The organism is Bradyrhizobium sp. HKCCYLS1011 (assembly GCF_051167795.1).
Classification (GTDB): Bacteria; Pseudomonadota; Alphaproteobacteria; order Rhizobiales; family Xanthobacteraceae; genus Bradyrhizobium.
Map to the genome: position 1 here is coordinate 145,875 of NZ_JBNPTT010000008.1, position 17,888 is coordinate 163,762.

A 17,888-nucleotide genomic window follows, 5' to 3' on the forward strand; every position below is an offset into this window, starting at 1 on the left:
GGCTCTCGTACCTGCAACTTTTTCCCGGGCTCGTTCGTTCCCTGCCGCGAAACAGCTGGCGTCGCGTCAGTCGGGATGCCCCCTCAGACAGGACAATGAACATGCCCTATCGTCGCGGTAGTTTTGCCCTCACGCCCCCATCGATGGTGATTTTCGTCATCGCATTGCTGCTCGCGCTGGTCGCCATGCTCGCGCATTACACCCATGCCTCCGTGCCGCTGCTCTCGACCGCCCACGCATTCGACGCGCTCGCGATCGCTTTTGTCGTGCTGACGATCGGCGTCCTCTTCCGCGGCGTGTAGTTGCGCTTCGCTGTAGTTTGATGCTTCAACATACTCGCCGTCGCTCCTGCGAACGCAGGGGCCCGTAACTACCGGCCGGCGTTTGACGCGCGATGCCTGAGGCATCTTCGTTCAACAACGTCTGCCGCGGAGTATGGGTCCCGGCGTTCGCCGGGACCCATCTGTGGATGTTGCGGCATTGCGACTCTTATCGTCTCGTTGCATCTCGTCGTATCTCAAGGTCTCCAAGCCATGCGCTGCACGGGCCGGCCCGAGGTCGGATTGACGTCCTCGCCGGCCTCGACGAAGCCGCTCCGCAAATAGAAGCGGATCGCGCGCGTATTGTCCTTGTTGACCAGCAGCGTGACGCCGGACGGCGCGCGCTGCTTGGCAGCATCGACCAGCGCCGTGGCGAGCGGTGAGCCCCAGCGCTCGGGTGCGACCACGAGCTGGTCGAGATAACCCGAAGGGTCGATGGTCACGAAGCCTGCGATCTGACCGTCCTGCTCGGCAACGATCACGGCTGCGTTCGGTACCAGCTCGTTGCGCCAGCGCGCCCGCCACCAGTCCACGCGCTTGGCAAAGTCGATCGACGGATAGGCCTGCTGCCATGTGCGCTGCCATAGCGTGATCGTGGCGTCTTCGTCCGCGACGCGGTAGGGACGGAGAGTGAATGCGGTCGTCACCGCTCCGTCAGCTTCAGCTCGATGCGTCGGTTGCGGCGAAAGGCGTCCTCGTTATTGCCGGGATCGAGCGGCTGGAATTCAGCGAAGCCGGCTGCGACCAGGCGCTGCGGCGGAACGCCGAGCGAGATCAGATATTGCACCACCGAGATCGCGCGCGCCGAGGACAATTCCCAGTTCGATTTGAACAGCGGGCTGTTGTTGAGCGGGCGGATGTCGGTGTGCCCATCGACCCGCAGCACCCAGGCGATCTCGCTCGGGATCTGCTTGTCGAGGTCGATGAGCGCCGTCGCGACGGTGTTCAGCTCCTGCTGGCCTTCGGGCAACAGTGTTGCCTGTCCGGTGTCGAAGAAGACCTCGGACTGAAAGACGAAACGGTCGCCGACGACGCGGATATCGGGCCGGTTGCCGAGAATCGCGCGCAGCCGCCCGAAGAACTCGGAGCGATAGCGCGACAATTCCTGCACCCGCTGCGCCAGCGCGACATTGAGGCGCTGGCCCAGATCGGCGATCCGGTTCTGCGATTCCTTGTCGCGCTTCTCGGATGCATCGAGCGCGTCTTCCAGCGCGGCAAGCTGGCGGCGCAGCGCGCTGATCTGCTGGTTCAGAACCTCGATCTGGGCGAGAGCGCGCGCGGTCGTCTGCTTCTCCGAATCCAACGCCTTGTTGAGCTCGTTCGCGCGGCCGGTCGCGTCGCTGCCGGCATTGGCGAGGCCTTCATAGAGACCTTTGACGCGATCGCGCTCGGCCTCGGCCGATGACAGGCCGGCGCGCAGTTGGGCGATCTGCTCGTCGAGCGAAAGCTTGCCGAGCTTTTCCAGCGACAGCATCTCGTTGAGCTGGGCGATCTTCGCATTGAGCTGCTGCAGCGCCTCGTCTTTGCCCGTCACCTCCTGCGAGAGGAAGAACTGCACGACCAGAAACACGGTGAGCAGGAAGATGACCGACAACACCAGCGTCGACAGTGCATCGACGAAGCCCGGCCAATAGTTCATGCCGGAGTCGCGGCGGGTACGGGCGAGCGCCATTCAGTGTCTCCTCAACAACGATAGGCCTGTGGGTCGACGGCATCCACAGCGTATCCGCGAACTCGGTGCACCCTCTCCCCTTGTAGGAGAGGGTGGCATGGTCGCGCGAAGCGCGAGCATGCCGGGTGAGGGGTCTCTCTCCACGGAAAGAACCCCTCACCCGGCGCGCATTTCGCTGTGCTCATGCCCGCCACCCTCTCCCACAAGGGGAGAGGATACACCGTCGCTGTGGCGAGAGCATTCAGCATGACAGGCACCAGCGATCGAGACCTCCGACACTCAAGCTGATCTCATCGATCAGCCATCCAGCCGCTCAACTCTTCTCCGTTTGCCGGGCCAGCCGCTCGAGCAGCCGCTTGATCTCACGGTTCTGTTCGCCCTGGCCATCGGCCCATTCGCGGATCATCTGCTGCTCGGTGCGCATATGGGCCACCAGACCCTGGATCGCCTCGGCGAGGTTCGCCATCGCGGCAGTGGCGCCGCGATTGGAGCCTTCCTCCATCGCCGAGCGTAGCCGCTCGATCGCGACCGACAGGTCGCCGCCGGCCGAGTCGCCGGCGCCATATTCGCGAACCGTGCCGGCGAGCCAGTCCTCGAGGTCGGTGTAGAAGCGGTTCTGGGCCTGGCTGGATTGCAGATCGAGGAACCCCAGGATCAGGGAGCCGGCGAGACCGAACAGCGAGGACGAAAACGAAATTCCCATGCCGCCCAGCGGCGCGGCGAGCCCGCCCTTCAACGTGTCGAACAGCGCGCCGGCATCGCCGCCGACCTTCAATCCGTCGATTACCTTGCCCACCGAGCCGACGGTCTCGATTAGACCCCAAAACGTGCCGAGCAGGCCGAGGAAGACCAGGAGGCCGGTCATGTAGCGGGAGATGTCGCGGGCCTCGTCGAGCCGGGTGGCGATCGAGTCCAGCAGGTGCCGCATCGTCTGTTGCGAGATTGTCATCCGCCCGGTGCGCTCGCGGCCGAGGATCGCCGCCATCGGCGCCAGCAGGGTCGGATGCCGGGCCATCGCGAGCCCCGGGTCGGCGATGCGGAAATTGTTGACCCAGGACACCTCCGGGTAGAGCCGGATGACTTGGCGGAATGACAGGATGGTCCCAATGAAAAGCACCGCGCCGATCAGCGCGTTGAGGCCGGGATTGGCGAAGAAGGCCTGGACGATCTGCTTGTACAGCACGACGCCGACCAGGCCGCAGAGCACCAGGAAGACCAGCATGCGCACCAGAAAGATCCGGGGCGACGACAATTTGGTCAGTTCGACGTCCATCGCGGAACGGGTAGAGGAGCCTTGAGGCATTGTCGATGACATCCGTTACGGAAAACCGGTCTTGAGGCTCACTATGGCATAGCAGGGACTGGAAAAAAGCGGCGATTGCCGCAATTCCCGGACTCTGCATGGAACTGTGTCCTGAAACCGGTCAGCGACCGGCCCGTAATTATCCCAAGTCATATTTAGCGGGATTGCCCGGGGTTTGTCATGACGATCCTTGGATACCTGGAAGCCCTGCTGCTGATCGGGCTGTCGCTCTCTGCCCTCATGGCTCTGGCCTGGGTCGTGCAGCAGCGCACCGGAAATTCCGGTTGGGTCGATACCATCTGGACATTCTCGGTCGGGCTGGTCGGCGCGGCCGGCGCGCTATGGCCGGTCACGGGCGAAGCGCCGAACGGCCGCCAATGGCTGGTCGCCCTGTTGGTTGCGATCTGGTCGGTTCGGCTGGGCACGCATGTTGCGCGGCGCACGACCAAGATCAGCGATGATCCACGCTATGCCGAATTCGCCAGGCAGTGGGGGAAGGACGCTCCCCGTCGCATGTTTCTGTTTCTGCAGCAGCAGGCCTGGGGCTCGCTTCCGCTCGCCTTCGCAATCTTTGTCGCGGCCCATGTCCCAGCCGCCGGCCTGCGCCTGCAGGATGGGCTGGGCGCGCTGATCTTGTTGATCGGCATTGCGGGAGAAGCGCTGGCGGATGCCCAGTTGAAGGCCTTTCGCTCCAATCCAGACAACCACGGAAAGGTCTGCGACGTCGGACTCTGGCGCTGGTCGCGTCATCCCAACTACTTTTTCGAATGGGTGTGCTGGCTCTCCTACCCCGTGATCGCGCTGGCGCCCGATTACCCCTGGGGCTTGGCCAGCGTACTGGCGCCACTCTTCATGTACTGGATCCTGGTGCATGTGACCGGCATCCCGCCGTTGGAGGAGCAGATGCTGCGCTCGCGCGGCGCGCGCTATCGGGCCTATCAGGACCGCACCAGCGCGTTCTTTCCGCTGCCGCCCCGTAAGCAGAGCGCGATATGAGCGTGGTCTGAGTCCTCCGCGCACCGGTTGAAGCCGTGTGTGCAGCGTGGCTTGCGAGATTTCGTCGCAGGCAGCCTGACTGGGATTCGCGGGTCTGTTGTGGGGCTTCTTGGTTTCGGCTTGGTTCCCTGCACCTCACAATCCGGTGAATCAGAAATAATAGAAACTAATCAGTCGCATAGCATCGTGTGACATCAAGCCGCCGCAAAGTGCGTTGCGCTGCAGCAGCACATTTCTATGTTGGCGACACCCACGCCAGAACGGCGTCATGCGGGGCGTCGCGTATCCGCGCTCATTTCAACCATCAGGGGCTTATTCTTCCATGTCTCGTCTTCGCGCGTCATTGGTTTGCAGTGCATTGCTGCTCGCGGCCGTCGCGCCACTTCTTGGCGGCTGCGATGACGCCATCACGGCTCAGGCTTCATCTAACGAGCAGGTTGATATTCCCGAAGTCGGGATCATCACCGTCGAGCAGCAGGCCCGAGCCATCGTGCGCGAACTGCCAGGCCGGATTGCGCCGACGCGGGTTTCGGACCTGCGGCCACGGGTGTCCGGCATCGTGGTCGAACGCCTGTTCCGTCAGGGCAGCGAAGTGAAGGCGGGCGACCCGCTGTATCGGATCGATCCCAGGCCGTTCGAGGTCGAGGTGCTCTCTGCGAAGGCCGCGCTCGCCAAGGCCGAAGCCGTGCACGAGCGCGCCGTGCAGCAGGCGCGCCGGATCAGCCTGTTGTTCAGCCAGAAGGCGACTCCCGAGGTCGAGAACGAGAAGGCGGTTGCCACCGAACGCGAGGCCGCGGCCGACGTCGAGGCCCGCAAGGCGGAGCTTTCGCGCGCGCATCTCAATCTCGACTATGCGACGGTGCGCGCACCGATCGACGGCATCGTGGGCGCTGCGCAGGTCAGCGAAGGCGCGCTGGCTGTGCAGAATGAAACCACGGTTGCGACCATTCAGCAGCTCGATCCGATCTACGCCGACTTCACCCAGTCGGTCAGCGAGCTTCATCGTCTTCGCCGCGCGTTCGAATCCGGCGATCTCGAGCGGATCGCGCCCGATGCGATCAAGGTGCGCTTGTTGATGGACGACGGCACCGCCTATCCGGTGGCGGGCAAGCTCCTGTTCTCGGAGGCCAAGGTCGATGCTGCGACCGGTCAGGTCACGTTGCGCGGCGAGTTCAAGAATCCGAAGCGCGAGCTGCTGCCGGGCATGTATGTTCGGGTTCGCATCGAGCAGGGCATCGACAGCGACTCCGTCGGCGTGCCGCAGCAGGCGGTGCAGCGAAATGTCGGCGGCGGCAGCGAGGTGTTCGTTGTCAGGGACGACAACCGCGTCATTGCGCAGCCGATCCGCACCGGTCCGATTCAGGACGGCCTGCTGCTGGTCACCGAAGGCCTGAAGGCCGGCGACAAGGTCGTTGTCGAAGGTTTTCAGAAATTCGCTGCCGGCGACAAGGTCGCGCCGCAAGCCTGGACCGAGGTCTCTTCCGCTGAAAACGTCTCGGCGCAATCGTCGGCGACGCGGTAAGCGATCATGCCGAGCTTCTTCATCGACAGGCCGATCTTCGCCTGGGTCGTCGCGCTGTTCATCTGTCTGGTCGGCGCGATCTCGATCCCGCTGCTTCCGATCGCCCAATATCCGATCATCGCGCCGCCCTCGATCTCGATCTCGACCAGCTATCCCGGCGCTTCGCCTGAGAACCTCTACAACAGCGTCACGCGGCTGATCGAGGAGGAGCTCAACGGCGCCTCCGGCATTCTCAATTTTGAATCGACCAGCGACTCGCTCGGGCAGGTCGAGATCACCGCGAATTTCGTGCCGGGCACATCGACCAACGATGCCTCGGTGGAGGTGCAGAACCGTCTGAAGCGCGTCGAGGCGCGGCTGCCGCGCGCGGTGATCCAACAGGGCATCCTGGTCGAGGAAGCCTCCAGCGCGGTGCTGCAGATCATCACCTTGCGCTCGACCGACGGCAGCCTCGACGAGGTCGGGCTCGGCGACTTCATGATCCGCAACGTACTCGGCGAGATCAGACGCATTCCCGGCGTCGGCCGCGCCACGCTGTATTCGACCGAGCGCTCGCTGCGGGTCTGGCTCGATCCGGCCAAGCTGATCGGCTACGGCCTTACCGCCGATGACGTGACCAAAGCGATCGGTGCGCAGAACGCACAGGTCGCCTCGGGTTCGATCGGTGCCGAGCCGGCCGCATCAGGACAGCGCACCTCGGCGCTGGTACTGGTCAAGGGTCAGCTCGATTCGCCCGACGAGTTCGGGTCGATCATCCTGCGCGCCAACCCCGACGGTTCGACGGTGCGGCTGCGCGACGTCGCCCGCCTCGAGATCGGCGGCTTGAGCTATCAGTTCAACACCCGCCTTAACGGCAAGCCGACCGCAGGTCTCTCGGTGCTGATGTCGCCGACCGGCAACGCGCTGGCGACGGCAGCGGCGGTCGAGGCCAAGATGAAAGAGCTGTCGCGGTTCTTTCCGGCCAATATCAGCTATGAGATCCCCTACAACATCACCCCGGTGGTGGAAGCCTCGATCGAGAAGGTGATCCATACGCTGATCGAAGCGGTCGTGCTCGTGTTCATCGTGATGTTCCTGTTCCTGCAGAACATCCGTTACACCATCATCCCGACCATCGTAGTGCCGGTGGCGCTGTTGGGCGCCTGTGCCACGCTGATGCTGACGGGCTATTCGATCAACATGCTGACCATGTTCGGCATGGTGCTGGCGGTGGGTATCCTGGTCGACGACGCCATCGTCGTGGTCGAGAATGTCGAGCGCATCATGGCGGAAGAAGGCCTGCCGCCGAAGGAGGCGACGCGCAAGGCGATGTCGCAGATCACAAGCGCCATCATCGGTATCACGTTGGTGCTGATGGCTGTGTTTGTGCCGATGGCGTTCTTCCCGGGCTCGGTCGGCATCATCTACCGCCAGTTCTCGGTGACCATGGTGGCCGCGATCGGCTTCTCGGCCTTGCTGGCGCTGTCGCTGACGCCTGCGCTGTGCGCAACCTTGTTGAAACCAGTGGCTACCGGTCACGGCCACGCCAGGAAAGGCCTGTTCGGCTGGTTCAATCGCTTCATGGACGGCAGCCGCAACCGCTACACCGGCGTCGTGCGCGGCGCGTTGACGCGCACCGGCCGCTTGATGCTGATCTATGCGATCCTGCTTGGCGGCTTGACCTTGGCGTTCATGCGGATGCCCGGCGGCTTCCTGCCGGTCGACGACCAGGGCTTCATCACCACCGACGTTCAGACGCCTTCGGATTCTTCCTACGCGCGGACGCTGGGGGCGATCGAGCGGGTCGAAAAATATCTGGCGGAGCGGGCCGGCGTCGAGAACGTGACCTTCCTCACCGGCTTCAGCTATGCCGGGCAGGGCATCAATACGGCGCAGGCCTTCATCTCGCTCAAGGACTGGTCGGAGCGCGGTGCGAAGGATAGCGCGGCAGCGATCGTCGCCGATATCAACCGCGATCTCGCCTCGATCCGCGACGCCAAGATCACCGCGCTTCAGCCGCCGCCGATCGACAACCTCGGCAACTCCTCCGGCTTCAGCTTCCGCCTGCAGGACCGCGGCCAGAAAGGCTATGCGGCGCTGACGGCTGCCGCCGACCGGCTGCTCGCGGAGGCCAATGCCAGCCCGGTGCTGCAGAAGGTCTATATCGAGGGCCTGCCGCCGGGACCTCAAGTGAACCTGATGATCGACCGCGAGAAGGCGGGCGCTTTCGGCGTGACCTTCGAAGACATCAACAACACGATCTCGACCAATCTCGGCTCCAATTACGTCAACGACTTCCCGAACCGCGGGCGCATGCAGCGCGTGGTGGTGCAGGCGGATCGCCTGAGCCGCATGAATGCGGACGATATCCTGAACTACAGCGTCAAGAATGCGAGCGGACAGCTGGTTCCGTTCTCGTCCTTTGCGTCCGTGGAATGGGCGAAAGGGCCGATGCAGATCGCCGGCTTCAACTATTATCCCGCCATCCGCATCTCCGGCGAAGCCAAGCCGGGCTATACCTCCGGCGACGCGATCGCCGAGATGGAGCGCCTGGCCGACAAATTGCCGCGCGGCTTCGGCTATGAATGGACTGGGCAGTCGCTGCAGGAGAAACTATCGGGTTCGCAGGCGCCGTTCCTGCTAGCGCTGTCGGCTTTCGTCGTGTTCCTGTGTCTTGCCGCGCTATATGAGAGCTGGACCATTCCGCTCGCGGTGCTGCTGACGGTGCCGCTCGGCATTCTCGGCGCTGTGGTCGCCGCAAGCCTGCGCGGGTTGCCGAACGACGTCTATTTCACGGTCGGCCTGATCACGATCATCGGCCTTGCCGCCAAGGATGCGATCCTGATCATCGAGTTCGCCAAGGACCTGCGCAGTCACGGCAAGCCGCTGGTCGCGGCGACGATCGAGGCCTGCTCCTTGCGCTTCCGCCCGATCGTGATGACGGGGCTTGCCTTCGTCTGCGGCGTGCTGCCGATGTCGATCGCCTCAGGCGCGGGCAGCGCCAGCCAGCAGGCGCTCGGCACCAGCGTGATGGGCGGCATGATCGCGGTCGTGATCCTGGCGCTCTTGATGGTGCCGGTGTTCTTCGTCTCGGTGCAGCGCGTGCTGGCGGGAGACCGGGAGACAACCGCGCCGGAACGGCAGGGCGACGTCTATGGGCCGCCGACGCCGGTTAAACCGTGATGTCCGGCATGACCGCCACCGGGTCTCGCCTTCGGCGAGCCCGATGACAGGCTCCGGCGCGCATCCAGTAAACTCCGGACGTTGACAATCGGCGTCTCGGCGTACTGGATCATCTGCTTTCGCGGATGATGACGACGATAGCGAACGACGCCGAACGACGTGCGGGTCTGCCACGACGCGGTCACGATGCCGCCACTGGCATTCTCGCCGGTCCAAGCGTATGATCCGGCATCATGTGACGGTAATGACATGTCGAACTTCGCAGGCAGATTGAGTCTCGCGCTGGTTTTGACCGCGCTCTCGCTGGGCGGCCCTGTGGCTCATGCTCAAACGGCTCCAATTCAGTATTGGGTCCCAGGCTGGCCCGTCGATGTCGGGAGCGGTGGTCAGGGCCTCGACAGCTACGGAAACTTTCCGAGCTTCGACGGCAGCGGCCGCGACAGCGGCTTCTTCACGCGGCGCTACAGTTTTTCGACCGACTGGTCGGCGCTCGGTGGCGTCGGATTGAACTCGCAGCTCGTCAATCGCTATGGATCGCTCGGCTCGCTCTCGGTCGACGGCACGCAGTTCGGCTACAAGATCAACAGTGGCGTCAGTCTCTTTGGCGGCTTCGATACGCTGAAATATGATTCCGGCACGGGCGGCCCGTTTGCCGCGTTCGATTCGAGATCCAGCGCGACTGCCGGCTATCGCGCGCATGCGGGAGTGGCGTTTCAGCCCGCGCCGAATGTCAGCCTGTCGCTCGGGTTCAGCTACACGCAGCAAGGCTCGGACCGTCTCGACAGTGACATCAGCTCGCAGGCACTGCCGGGCGAGACACCCTCGGCCTTCACGAGCGGCCGTCGCTAGGGCCCGACCTTATCCTCGCCGTCATCCCGGACAAGCGCGCGGCACGCGCGCGCAGATCCGGGATCCATAACCCCAGGAAGCTATTCGAGGCGCGCTGTTCGCACGTTTCTCGCCCCGCCACGACGGCCGGTGGCTCTGGGTCCCGGCTCAGGGCCGGGACGACACCGTGAGTGAGGCCAGAGTTGTGGCCACCGCTCGCTATGCCGCGGCCTTCAGCACCTTCACCAGCTCGCGGTGGATCACCTCGTTGCCGCAGATGACGTGGCCTGTGGTCAGCGCATCGTCTTTGCCGTCGATTCCTGAGACTGTGCCGCCGGCCTCGCGCACCATGATCAATCCGGCGGCGATGTCCCAGGCCGCGAGGTCGCGTTCCCAATAGCCGTCGAGGCGGCCCGCCGCGACAAACGCGAGATCCAGCGAGGCGGCACCGAAGCGGCGCAGCCCTGCCACCTTGGTCTGCAGCGAGGTCATCTCGCGCATGAACAGCGCATGATCACCGCGGCCGATATGCGGCAGACCGCAGGCGATCACGCATTCGTTGAGCTGGCGGCGGGCGGCGACGCGCAGCCGCTGGTCATTCAGGAAGGCGCCCTTGCCGCGCTCGGCGATATAGAGCTCGTCATTGGCGGGATTGTAGATGACGCCCGCGATCACCGCATCCTCGCGCTGCAGCGCGATCGAGATCGCGAATTGCGGGATGCCGTGCAGGAAGTTGGTGGTGCCGTCGAGAGGATCGACGATCCAGGTGTGCGACTTGTCGCTGCCTTCGCGCGCGCCGCCTTCCTCGCCGATGAAGCCGTAGCCGGGCCGCGCCTTGGCGAGGTCCTCATAGAGCATCTCCTCGGCGCGCTTGTCGGCGCGCGAGACGAAATTCGCCGGCCCCTTCATCGACACCTGCAGATGCTCGATCTCGCCGAGATCGCGCTTGAGGCTGCGGCCGGCGCGGCGCGCGGCCTTGACCATGACGTTGATGAGAGCGGAATGGATCATGATCTCGATGCGGCCGGCTGCTGGCGCCCTCGCGGCGCAGGTTCGCGCCGGAAAGCGAGGGGAACGGTGAAATGGAAGCTGTGGGGTGCCCTGTGCAGGCGCCGACGTCAAGGGCGGATCATTGGGCCCCGAGCCAGCGCTTGGCGGCCGCTTCGCCTTTGGCGCGCTCCTCGGGCGAGAGGTCGGCGAATTTTTCATCAAGCTTGGTATCGCCCTTGCCGGCGGTCTTGGCGACCAGATGCCATTTATAGGCCTCGGCTCGATCGACCGGCGTCCCCCCCGCACCGTAGAACAGGACCCAGGCGAGCCTGTTCTGCGCGATCGGGCTGTTCTGTCTTGCCGCTCTCCGCAGCAACGCCACCGCGGCCGCCTCGTTCTTGGGCGTTCCGGTGCCATTGTAGAGCGTGATCGCATATTCGACCTCGGCATCGACATTGTCGGCAACCGCAGCCGCCTGCAGCAGCCGTGCGGCCTTCTCCGGATCCTTCGGCACCCCGGTTCCTTCCTTGTAGAAGGTCGCGAGCGCGTATTGCGCCTCGGCGTTGCCGGCGTCGGCAGCCATCTGCAATAGCTCCGCCGAGCGCTTGAGGTCCTGGGGCAGGGTCTGGCCGTCGAGATAGAGCAGAGCGAGGTTATAGGCTGCCTTGGGCTCGCCGAGCTTGGCGGCGGAGGCCAGCAGCTTCACCGCCTCCTGCTTATCGACCGGCCCGCCGCGGCCGGCGAGCCGCATCATCGCCAATGCAAACATCGCCTCGCGGTCACCGGCCTCGGACGCGCGCTTGTACCAGAGCGCCGCCTTGTCGTAATCGCGCCGGATGCCCATGGCGTTTTCATAGAGCTGGCCCAGCATGGTCATGGCCTTGGCATCGCCGGCCTGCGCCTTGGTGGTCGCGAGGTCGAAGGCGGTCTTGTATTGGCCGCGCTGATAGGCGCCATAGACCAGATCGACATTGGGATCGTTCGCGGCCGGCGGTGCGCTGGCTGCCGGCTGGTTTGCCGGCGGCGCGGCGGGCTTCGCGGACGCCGCGGGCGCAGGTGGAGCAGCCGGTTTCTTCGCCACGGGCGGCTTGGGCTTCTCAGCGGCCCTTTCGGCCGGCTTGGGCTTCTCGGCCGGGGGCTGCTGAACGGCGGGCGGGGTCAGCGAGATCTGCGCGAGCGCGCCGGCCGGAGCCAAGAAGAGGACCGCAAGAACGGGTGTCAGGCGCAGCATCGTCATCGGAATGGCGTTACCCTTGTCCGGCTGCCGCCGTGGGGACCGCCATATAGGCCTGCTTGATGGCGCTGTCGATATCGGCGAGCGCCGCGGCAGGACCGCGCGGATCGTTCCAGACGAGATCATCGACCAGGATGAAATCGGCGCCGGCGGCCACAAATTCGGTCGCTTCTTCGCGCGTGGCGGCATAGCCGACGCAGGGCGGCTCGAACAGCTCGGCCCACCACGACAGCCGCTCGACGATCGCATCCACGGACGGCCGCCTGCCGGCCGCATCCTTCTCTCCGAACAGCACATAATCGGTGCCGCGCTCGCCCGCGGTCATCGAATCGTGCCGCGTCGCGAGCCCGCCGACGCCGGCGATGCGATCCGGCTTCAGGCCTGGCTGCGCCTCGTCGAGCGCGGCGAGCCCATTGAGATGCGCGCCGTCGGCGCCGGCGCGCGCCACGATATCCGCATGCCCCTCGACCAACAGCGCTGCACCAGCGTCCTGGATTGCAGGCGCCAGCGCTTTGACGCATCGGATCATGCTGCGCGGATCGCTCTCCTTGAGCCGCACCAGCACAGCGGCGACATCGCCGCCGCGCAGGATGTTCGGTAGCTCTGCGGCGAGCGGCGCGGGATCCGTGATCACGGGCGTTGCGAGGTAAAGCCGCGGTGCCGGCCGCGGCGGGGTCGTCTTGCCGGCCACTCTATGCCGCCTTCCGTTCTAATTGGGCTGTCCATTGGCCCAGGCTGGCGAGCCCGTTCATATGGGCGCGATGGGTGAAGGCTCGCTGGCCGGCGGGTACGTTCTCCGCCTTGCCCGACCAGGCTTTTTGCGGCGCCGCCTGCAGCGCGCGGCCATAGGAGAAGGTGAGCTTCCACGGCAGTTGCCCGATCCGGTTCATCGCGTCGAGATGCGCCGTGGCCTCTTCATCCGACTGCCCGCCGGACAGAAACGCAATGCCGGGGACGGCTGCGGGCACGCACTCCTTCAACAGCCTGATGGTCTTGTGCGCGACCTCATCGACAGAAGCCTGCTTCGGAGACTTCTTGCCGGCAACCACCATGTTCGGCTTCAGGATCATGCCTTCGAGCGCGACGCGCTGGAGGCGTAGTTCGCGGAAGACTTCGTCGAGCACGTGTCGCGTCACCTCGAAGCAGCGGTCGATGTCGTGATCACCGTCCATCAGCACTTCCGGCTCGACGATCGGCACAATATGCGCCGCCTGGCAGAGCGCCGCATAACGCGCGAGCGCATGCGCATTGACATGAACAGCGGTCGCAGACGGAATGTCCGCCGCGATATCGATCACCGCGCGCCATTTGGCGAAGCGTGCACCATGGGCGTAATACTTGGTCAAACGATCCGCCAGCCGGTCGAGCCCGACCGTCACGGTCTCGCCGGGACAGAAGGGCAGCGGCTGCGTGCCTTCGTCGACCTTGATGCCGGGAATGCTGCCGGCCTGCTCGATCAGCCGGATCAGCGGCGTGCCATCCTTGGCGTTCTGCCAGATCGTCTCGTCATAGAGAATGACGCCGGAGATGTAGTTCATCGCTTCGGCGCTGCGGAACAGCATCTCACGATAATCGCGCCGGGTCTCGTCGGTCGATTCCACATTGATCGCATCGAAGCGCTTCTTGATCGTCCCGGTGGATTCGTCGGCGGCCAGGATGCCTTTGCCCGGCGTCACCATGGCAACAGCGACCTTGTTGAGATCGGGGAGATTCATGACGGCATGCTCCAGAGTGCACCTGCCCTGCCTGCCAAAATAGACCGTTCTCGGGCAGTTGCCGAGAAAACATTGGCCTGAAAGGAGGCGGTTCCCGGAGAGGTGTGAACGTTCGCTGGTGCCGAAACGAGCTGCCGGCCGAGAAGCGAGGTGCACCCTCTCCCCTTGTGGGAGAGGGTGGCGAGAATGAGCGAAGCGAAATTCGAGCCGGGTGAGGGGCCTCTCTCGGCGAGCGCATGTGCCGCGAGAACCCCTCACCCGCCTCGCTTCGCTCGGCACCCTCTCCCACAAGGGGAGAGGGTGCACTATCGTTGTGGCTTAAGGGAAGCCAACCTCTTGGGCGCCCGCTCACGCCACCTTCGGGTCGAGCTCGCCCTTGGCATAGCGTTTGGCCATTTCGGCAGTGGTCAGCACGCGCTTGATCTTGGAGGCCTGGCCTGCGGTATTGAACTCCTGGAGCCGCTGCTTGCAGAGCTTGGTCATCGCTTCCATCGCGGGCTTCAGATATTTGCGCGGATCGAACTCCTCGGGGTGCTCTGTCAGAACCTTGCGGATCTGGCCGGTCATCGCCATGCGGTTGTCAGTATCGATGTTGATCTTGCGCACGCCGTTCTTGATGCCGCGCTGGATCTCCGCGACCGGCACGCCCCAGGTCGGCTTCATCTTGCCGCCATTGGCGTTGATGATCTCCTGCAGCTCCTGCGGCACCGACGAGGAGCCGTGCATGACGAGATGCATGTTCGGCAGCTTGCGGTGAATCTCCTCGATCACGTTCATGGCGAGGATGTCGCCGTCGGGCTTGCGCGTGAACTTGTAGGCACCATGCGAGGTGCCCATCGCGATCGCGAGCGCGTCGACCTTGGTCTCCGTGACGAACTTCACGGCCTCGTCGGGATTGGTCAGCAGCTGATCGTGGGACAGCTTGCCCTCGGCGCCGTGGCCATCTTCCTTGTCGCCCATCCCGGTCTCGAGCGAGCCGAGCACGCCGAGCTCGCCCTCGACTGATATGCCGCCGAGATGCGCCATCGTGGTCACGGTCCTGGTGACACCGACATTGTAGTCCCAGTCGCCCGGGGTCTTGCCGTCGGCCTTCAGCGAGCCGTCCATCATCACCGAGGTGAAGCCGGACTGGATCGCGGTCATGCAGGTCGCGGGCTCGTTGCCATGGTCGAGATGCACGCACACCGGGATGTGCGGATAGATCTCGGTCAACGCGTCCATCATGTGCTTGAGCATCACGTCATTGGCGTAAGCGCGGGCGCCGCGTGACGCCTGGATGATGACCGGCGCATCGACGGCGTTCGCCGCCTCCATGATCGCCAGCGCCTGCTCCATGTTGTTGATGTTGAAGGCAGGGACGCCGTAGTCGTTCTCCGCCGCGTGGTCGAGCAATTGACGCAACGTGATGCGAGCCATCGATCCTGTTCTCCGTTGTGGGCCTTGGGTGTGAGCCTTGGGCCTCGTATGTCCTAAGTCAGCGATTTTTTAAAACTTCGACGCCCGGCAGAGGTTTCCCTTCCATCCATTCCAGGAACGCGCCGCCGGCGGTGGAAACGTAGGTGAAATCATGCGCCACGCCGGCCTGGTTGAGGGCCGCCACGGTGTCGCCGCCACCGGCCACCGAAATCAGCTTCTTGGCCTTGGTGCGCTCGGCCGCATGTTTGGCCGCAACCACCGTGCCGCGGTCGAACGGCGCCAGCTCGAAGGCGCCCAGCGGGCCGTTCCAGACCAGCGTGGCGGCATCGTCGATCGCGGCATGGATGCGCGCGGTCGATTGCGGGCCGACGTCGAGGATCATGCTGTCGGGCGGAATAGCATCGAGCCCATAGGCGAAGGAGGGCGAGTTGGCGGCGAAGTGATAGGAGACGGTGGCGTCCACCGGGAGGATGATCGCGCAGTTCGCGGCTTCGGCCTTCTCCAGGATCTTCAGCGCAGTCGGCGCCAGATCCTTCTCGGCCAGCGACTTGCCGATCTGCACGCCCTGCGCATGCAGGAAGGTGTTGGCCATGCCGCCGCCGATCACCAGCGCATCGACCTTGGTGACGAGGTTTTCGAGAAGGTCGATCTTGGTCGAGACTTTTGCGCCGCCGACGATTGCGATGACGGGGCGGGTCGGGCTGCCCAGCGCCTTGCCCAGCGCCTCCAGCTCGGCCTGCATGGTGCGGCCGGCATAGGCCGGCAGCTTGTGACCGAGGCCCTCGGTCGAGGCATGCGCGCGATGCGCGGCAGAGAAAGCGTCATTGACCCAGATGTCGCCAAGCTTGGCCAACTCGGCGACGAAGGCCGGATCGTTCTTCTCTTCCTCTTTGTGGAAGCGGGTGTTTTCCAGGCAGAGGATGTCGCCGTCCTTCATCGCGGCAATCGCCTTTGCAGCGGGCTCGCCGATGCAGTCGTCGGCGAACGCGACGGGACGCTTCACGACATCGGCCAGTGCCGCGGCGACCGGCTTGAGCGAGTCCTTTTCGTCGCGGCCCTTAGGCCGGCCGAAATGCGCGAGCAGGATGACCTTGCCGCCCTTGGTGGCGATCTCGTTGATGGTCGGGGCCACGCGCTCGAGCCGGGTGGCGTCGGTAACGTGGCCGTTGTCCATGGGCACGTTGAGGTCGACGCGCAACAGCACGCGTTTGCCCTTCACGTCGACGTCGTCGAGGGTGCGGAATTGTTTCATGTGAGAGCTCCCTCGTCAGGGCGGGGCATCGTTTTGGGGGCGTCATTCCGGGGCGCCTCGAAGAGGCGAACCCGGAATCTCCGAGATACCGGGTTCGACGCTGTCGCGTCGCCCCGGAATGACTTGTTGCGGTTACAGCAGCTTGCCCATCGCCACGGCGGTGTCGGCCATGCGGTTGGAGAAGCCCCATTCGTTGTCGTACCAGGACATCACGCGCACCAGATTGCCGTTCATGACCTTGGTCTGGTCCATGTGGAAAGTGGACGAATGCGGGTCGTGGTTGAAGTCGATCGAGACGTTCGGCGCGGTGGTGTAGCCGAGCACGCCTTTCAGCTGCTGCTCGCTGGCGCGCTTCATCGCCTCGTTGATCTCCTTCGGATCGGTGTTGCGCTTGGCGACGATCTTGAGGTCGACGACCGAGACGTTCGGCGTCGGCACGCGGATCGCGACGCCGTCGAGCTTGCCCTTCAGCTCGGGCAGCACCAGGCCGATCGCTTTCGCAGCACCGGTCGAGGTCGGGATCATCGACATCGCCGCGGCGCGGCCGCGGTAGAGATCCTTGTGCAGCGTGTCGAGCGTCGGCTGGTCGCCGGTATAGGCGTGGATCGTGGTCATGAAGCCGGTCTCGATGCCGACCGTGTCGTTCAGCACCTTGGCGATCGGCGCCAGGCAGTTGGTGGTGCAGGAGCCGTTGGAGACGACGAGGTGCTCCCTGGTCAGCGTGTCGTGATTGACGCCGAAGACGATGGTGGCGTCGGCGCCGTCGGCCGGCGCCGAGACCAGCACCCGCTTGGCGCCGGCGGTCAGATGCGCGGAGGCCTTCTCCTTGGCGGTGAAGATGCCGGTGCATTCCAGCGCGATGTCGACGCCGAGATCCTTCCAGGGCAGCTTGGCGGGGTCGCGCTCGGCGCTGACCTTGATCTTGCCGTTGCCGAGGCTGATGGAGTCGCCGTCGACGGTCACGGTGCCGGGGAAACGGCCATGCACGGAGTCGTAACGGAGCAGGTGGGCATTGGTCTCGACCGGGCCGAGATCGTTGATGCCGACCACCTCAATATCCTTGCGGCCGGACTCTGCGATAGCGCGCAGGATGTTGCGGCCAATGCGGCCAAACCCGTTGATTGCGACCCGGACTGCCATCTTCGTCTCCTTCAATGACGTTTCTCACCCCTGCGAGAGGCCATACAGGCCCACCAGGGTGTTTCGCGGTATTAACGCCCGGTTCTGCCGGACGGGAGCGGACAATATGGCCCTTTCGTAGTCCTTTTTTTGCGATTGCTCAACCGCCTGTCGCAGGACTGGGAGCGCCGGGCGCGGATATTCGGGACGGAAGGCCGGGGTTCCGAATTTGTTCAATCGGTTGTGACCGCACCCACGGCCACCGCGTCGCGGGTGGATGGCTGCGATGGCTTCCCGACACGACGGAATTGTCAGCAACGGTCGGTCAGCGATGGCTTGGTATACAAGGCAGCCATTTC

General features: G+C 64.5%; 15 protein-coding genes. 5 read left to right on the top strand and 10 right to left on the bottom strand.

From position 1 onward, the window contains the following. Window positions 1-101: 101 nt before the first annotated feature. Window positions 102-302 (top strand): hypothetical protein, encoded by a 201-nt coding sequence (locus tag ACQR1W_RS26485; RefSeq protein ID WP_008969828.1) that lies wholly within the window; start codon window positions 102-104, stop codon window positions 300-302. A 215-nt stretch (window positions 303-517) separates the two neighbouring features. Here ACQR1W_RS26485 and ACQR1W_RS26490 read toward each other — a convergent pair whose 3' ends face one another. The 3 genes from ACQR1W_RS26490 to ACQR1W_RS26500 all read right to left on the bottom strand — a co-directional run bounded on the left by ACQR1W_RS26490 (window position 518) and on the right by ACQR1W_RS26500 (window position 3,295). Beyond that, window positions 518-967 (bottom strand): GNAT family N-acetyltransferase, encoded by a 450-nt coding sequence (locus tag ACQR1W_RS26490; RefSeq protein WP_434853571.1) that lies wholly within the window; start codon window positions 965-967, stop codon window positions 518-520. Then, window positions 964-1,992 (bottom strand): peptidoglycan -binding protein, encoded by a 1,029-nt coding sequence (locus ACQR1W_RS26495; protein WP_008969830.1) that lies wholly within the window; start codon window positions 1,990-1,992, stop codon window positions 964-966. Before ACQR1W_RS26495 ends, ACQR1W_RS26490 begins: the two co-directional genes overlap by 4 nt. Window positions 1,993-2,305: 313 nt before the next feature. After that, window positions 2,306-3,295, bottom strand: coding sequence for a hypothetical protein (locus tag ACQR1W_RS26500; protein WP_008969831.1), 990 nt, complete (start codon window positions 3,293-3,295; stop codon window positions 2,306-2,308). Window positions 3,296-3,475: 180 nt separating this feature from the next. Here ACQR1W_RS26500 and ACQR1W_RS26505 point away from each other — a divergent pair, with 180 nt between their 5' ends. From ACQR1W_RS26505 to ACQR1W_RS26520, 4 genes are all read left to right on the top strand, one after another. After that, a complete protein-coding gene (locus ACQR1W_RS26505; RefSeq protein WP_434853572.1) occupies window positions 3,476-4,291 on the top strand; it encodes a DUF1295 domain-containing protein in 816 nt (271 codons plus the stop codon). 322 nt (window positions 4,292-4,613) lie between these two features. Next, window positions 4,614-5,813 (top strand): efflux RND transporter periplasmic adaptor subunit, encoded by a 1,200-nt coding sequence (locus ACQR1W_RS26510; RefSeq protein ID WP_434853573.1) that lies wholly within the window; start codon window positions 4,614-4,616, stop codon window positions 5,811-5,813. A gap of 6 nt (window positions 5,814-5,819) precedes the next feature. Then, window positions 5,820-8,975 (top strand): multidrug efflux RND transporter permease subunit, encoded by a 3,156-nt coding sequence (locus ACQR1W_RS26515; protein ID WP_434853574.1) that lies wholly within the window; start codon window positions 5,820-5,822, stop codon window positions 8,973-8,975. Between the two features lie 249 nt (window positions 8,976-9,224). Beyond that, window positions 9,225-9,824, top strand: a complete 600-nt coding sequence (locus tag ACQR1W_RS26520) for an outer membrane protein (RefSeq protein WP_434853575.1) — start codon at window positions 9,225-9,227, stop codon at window positions 9,822-9,824. A gap of 198 nt (window positions 9,825-10,022) precedes the next feature. Here ACQR1W_RS26520 and ACQR1W_RS26525 read toward each other — a convergent pair whose 3' ends face one another. From ACQR1W_RS26525 to gap, 7 genes are all read right to left on the bottom strand, one after another. After that, on the bottom strand, window positions 10,023-10,814 hold the full coding sequence (locus tag ACQR1W_RS26525; protein ID WP_434853576.1) for an inositol monophosphatase family protein: 792 nt from the start codon (window positions 10,812-10,814) through the stop codon (window positions 10,023-10,025). Between the two features lie 118 nt (window positions 10,815-10,932). Next, window positions 10,933-12,030 (bottom strand): tetratricopeptide repeat protein, encoded by a 1,098-nt coding sequence (locus ACQR1W_RS26530; protein WP_434853577.1) that lies wholly within the window; start codon window positions 12,028-12,030, stop codon window positions 10,933-10,935. A 10-nt stretch (window positions 12,031-12,040) separates the two neighbouring features. Next, entirely contained in the window at window positions 12,041-12,718 is a 678-nt protein-coding gene (locus ACQR1W_RS26535) for a thiamine phosphate synthase (protein ID WP_434853578.1), read from the bottom strand. Window position 12,719: 1 nt separating this feature from the next. Continuing rightward, the gene (locus ACQR1W_RS26540; RefSeq protein ID WP_434853579.1) at window positions 12,720-13,742 is read right to left on the bottom strand and encodes a class I fructose-bisphosphate aldolase; all 1,023 of its coding nucleotides are present in this window, start codon (window positions 13,740-13,742) and stop codon (window positions 12,720-12,722) included. Window positions 13,743-14,090: 348 nt separating this feature from the next. Continuing rightward, entirely contained in the window at window positions 14,091-15,158 is a 1,068-nt protein-coding gene (gene fba, locus ACQR1W_RS26545; protein ID WP_434853580.1) for a class II fructose-bisphosphate aldolase, read from the bottom strand. Between the two features lie 58 nt (window positions 15,159-15,216). Beyond that, a complete protein-coding gene (locus ACQR1W_RS26550; RefSeq protein ID WP_434853581.1) occupies window positions 15,217-16,410 on the bottom strand; it encodes a phosphoglycerate kinase in 1,194 nt (397 codons plus the stop codon). A 132-nt stretch (window positions 16,411-16,542) separates the two neighbouring features. After that, window positions 16,543-17,550: a type I glyceraldehyde-3-phosphate dehydrogenase gene (gene gap / locus ACQR1W_RS26555; protein ID WP_434853582.1), complete on the bottom strand. Its 1,008-nt coding sequence runs from the start codon at window positions 17,548-17,550 to the stop codon at window positions 16,543-16,545. Between the last annotated feature and the right edge of the window lie 338 nt (window positions 17,551-17,888).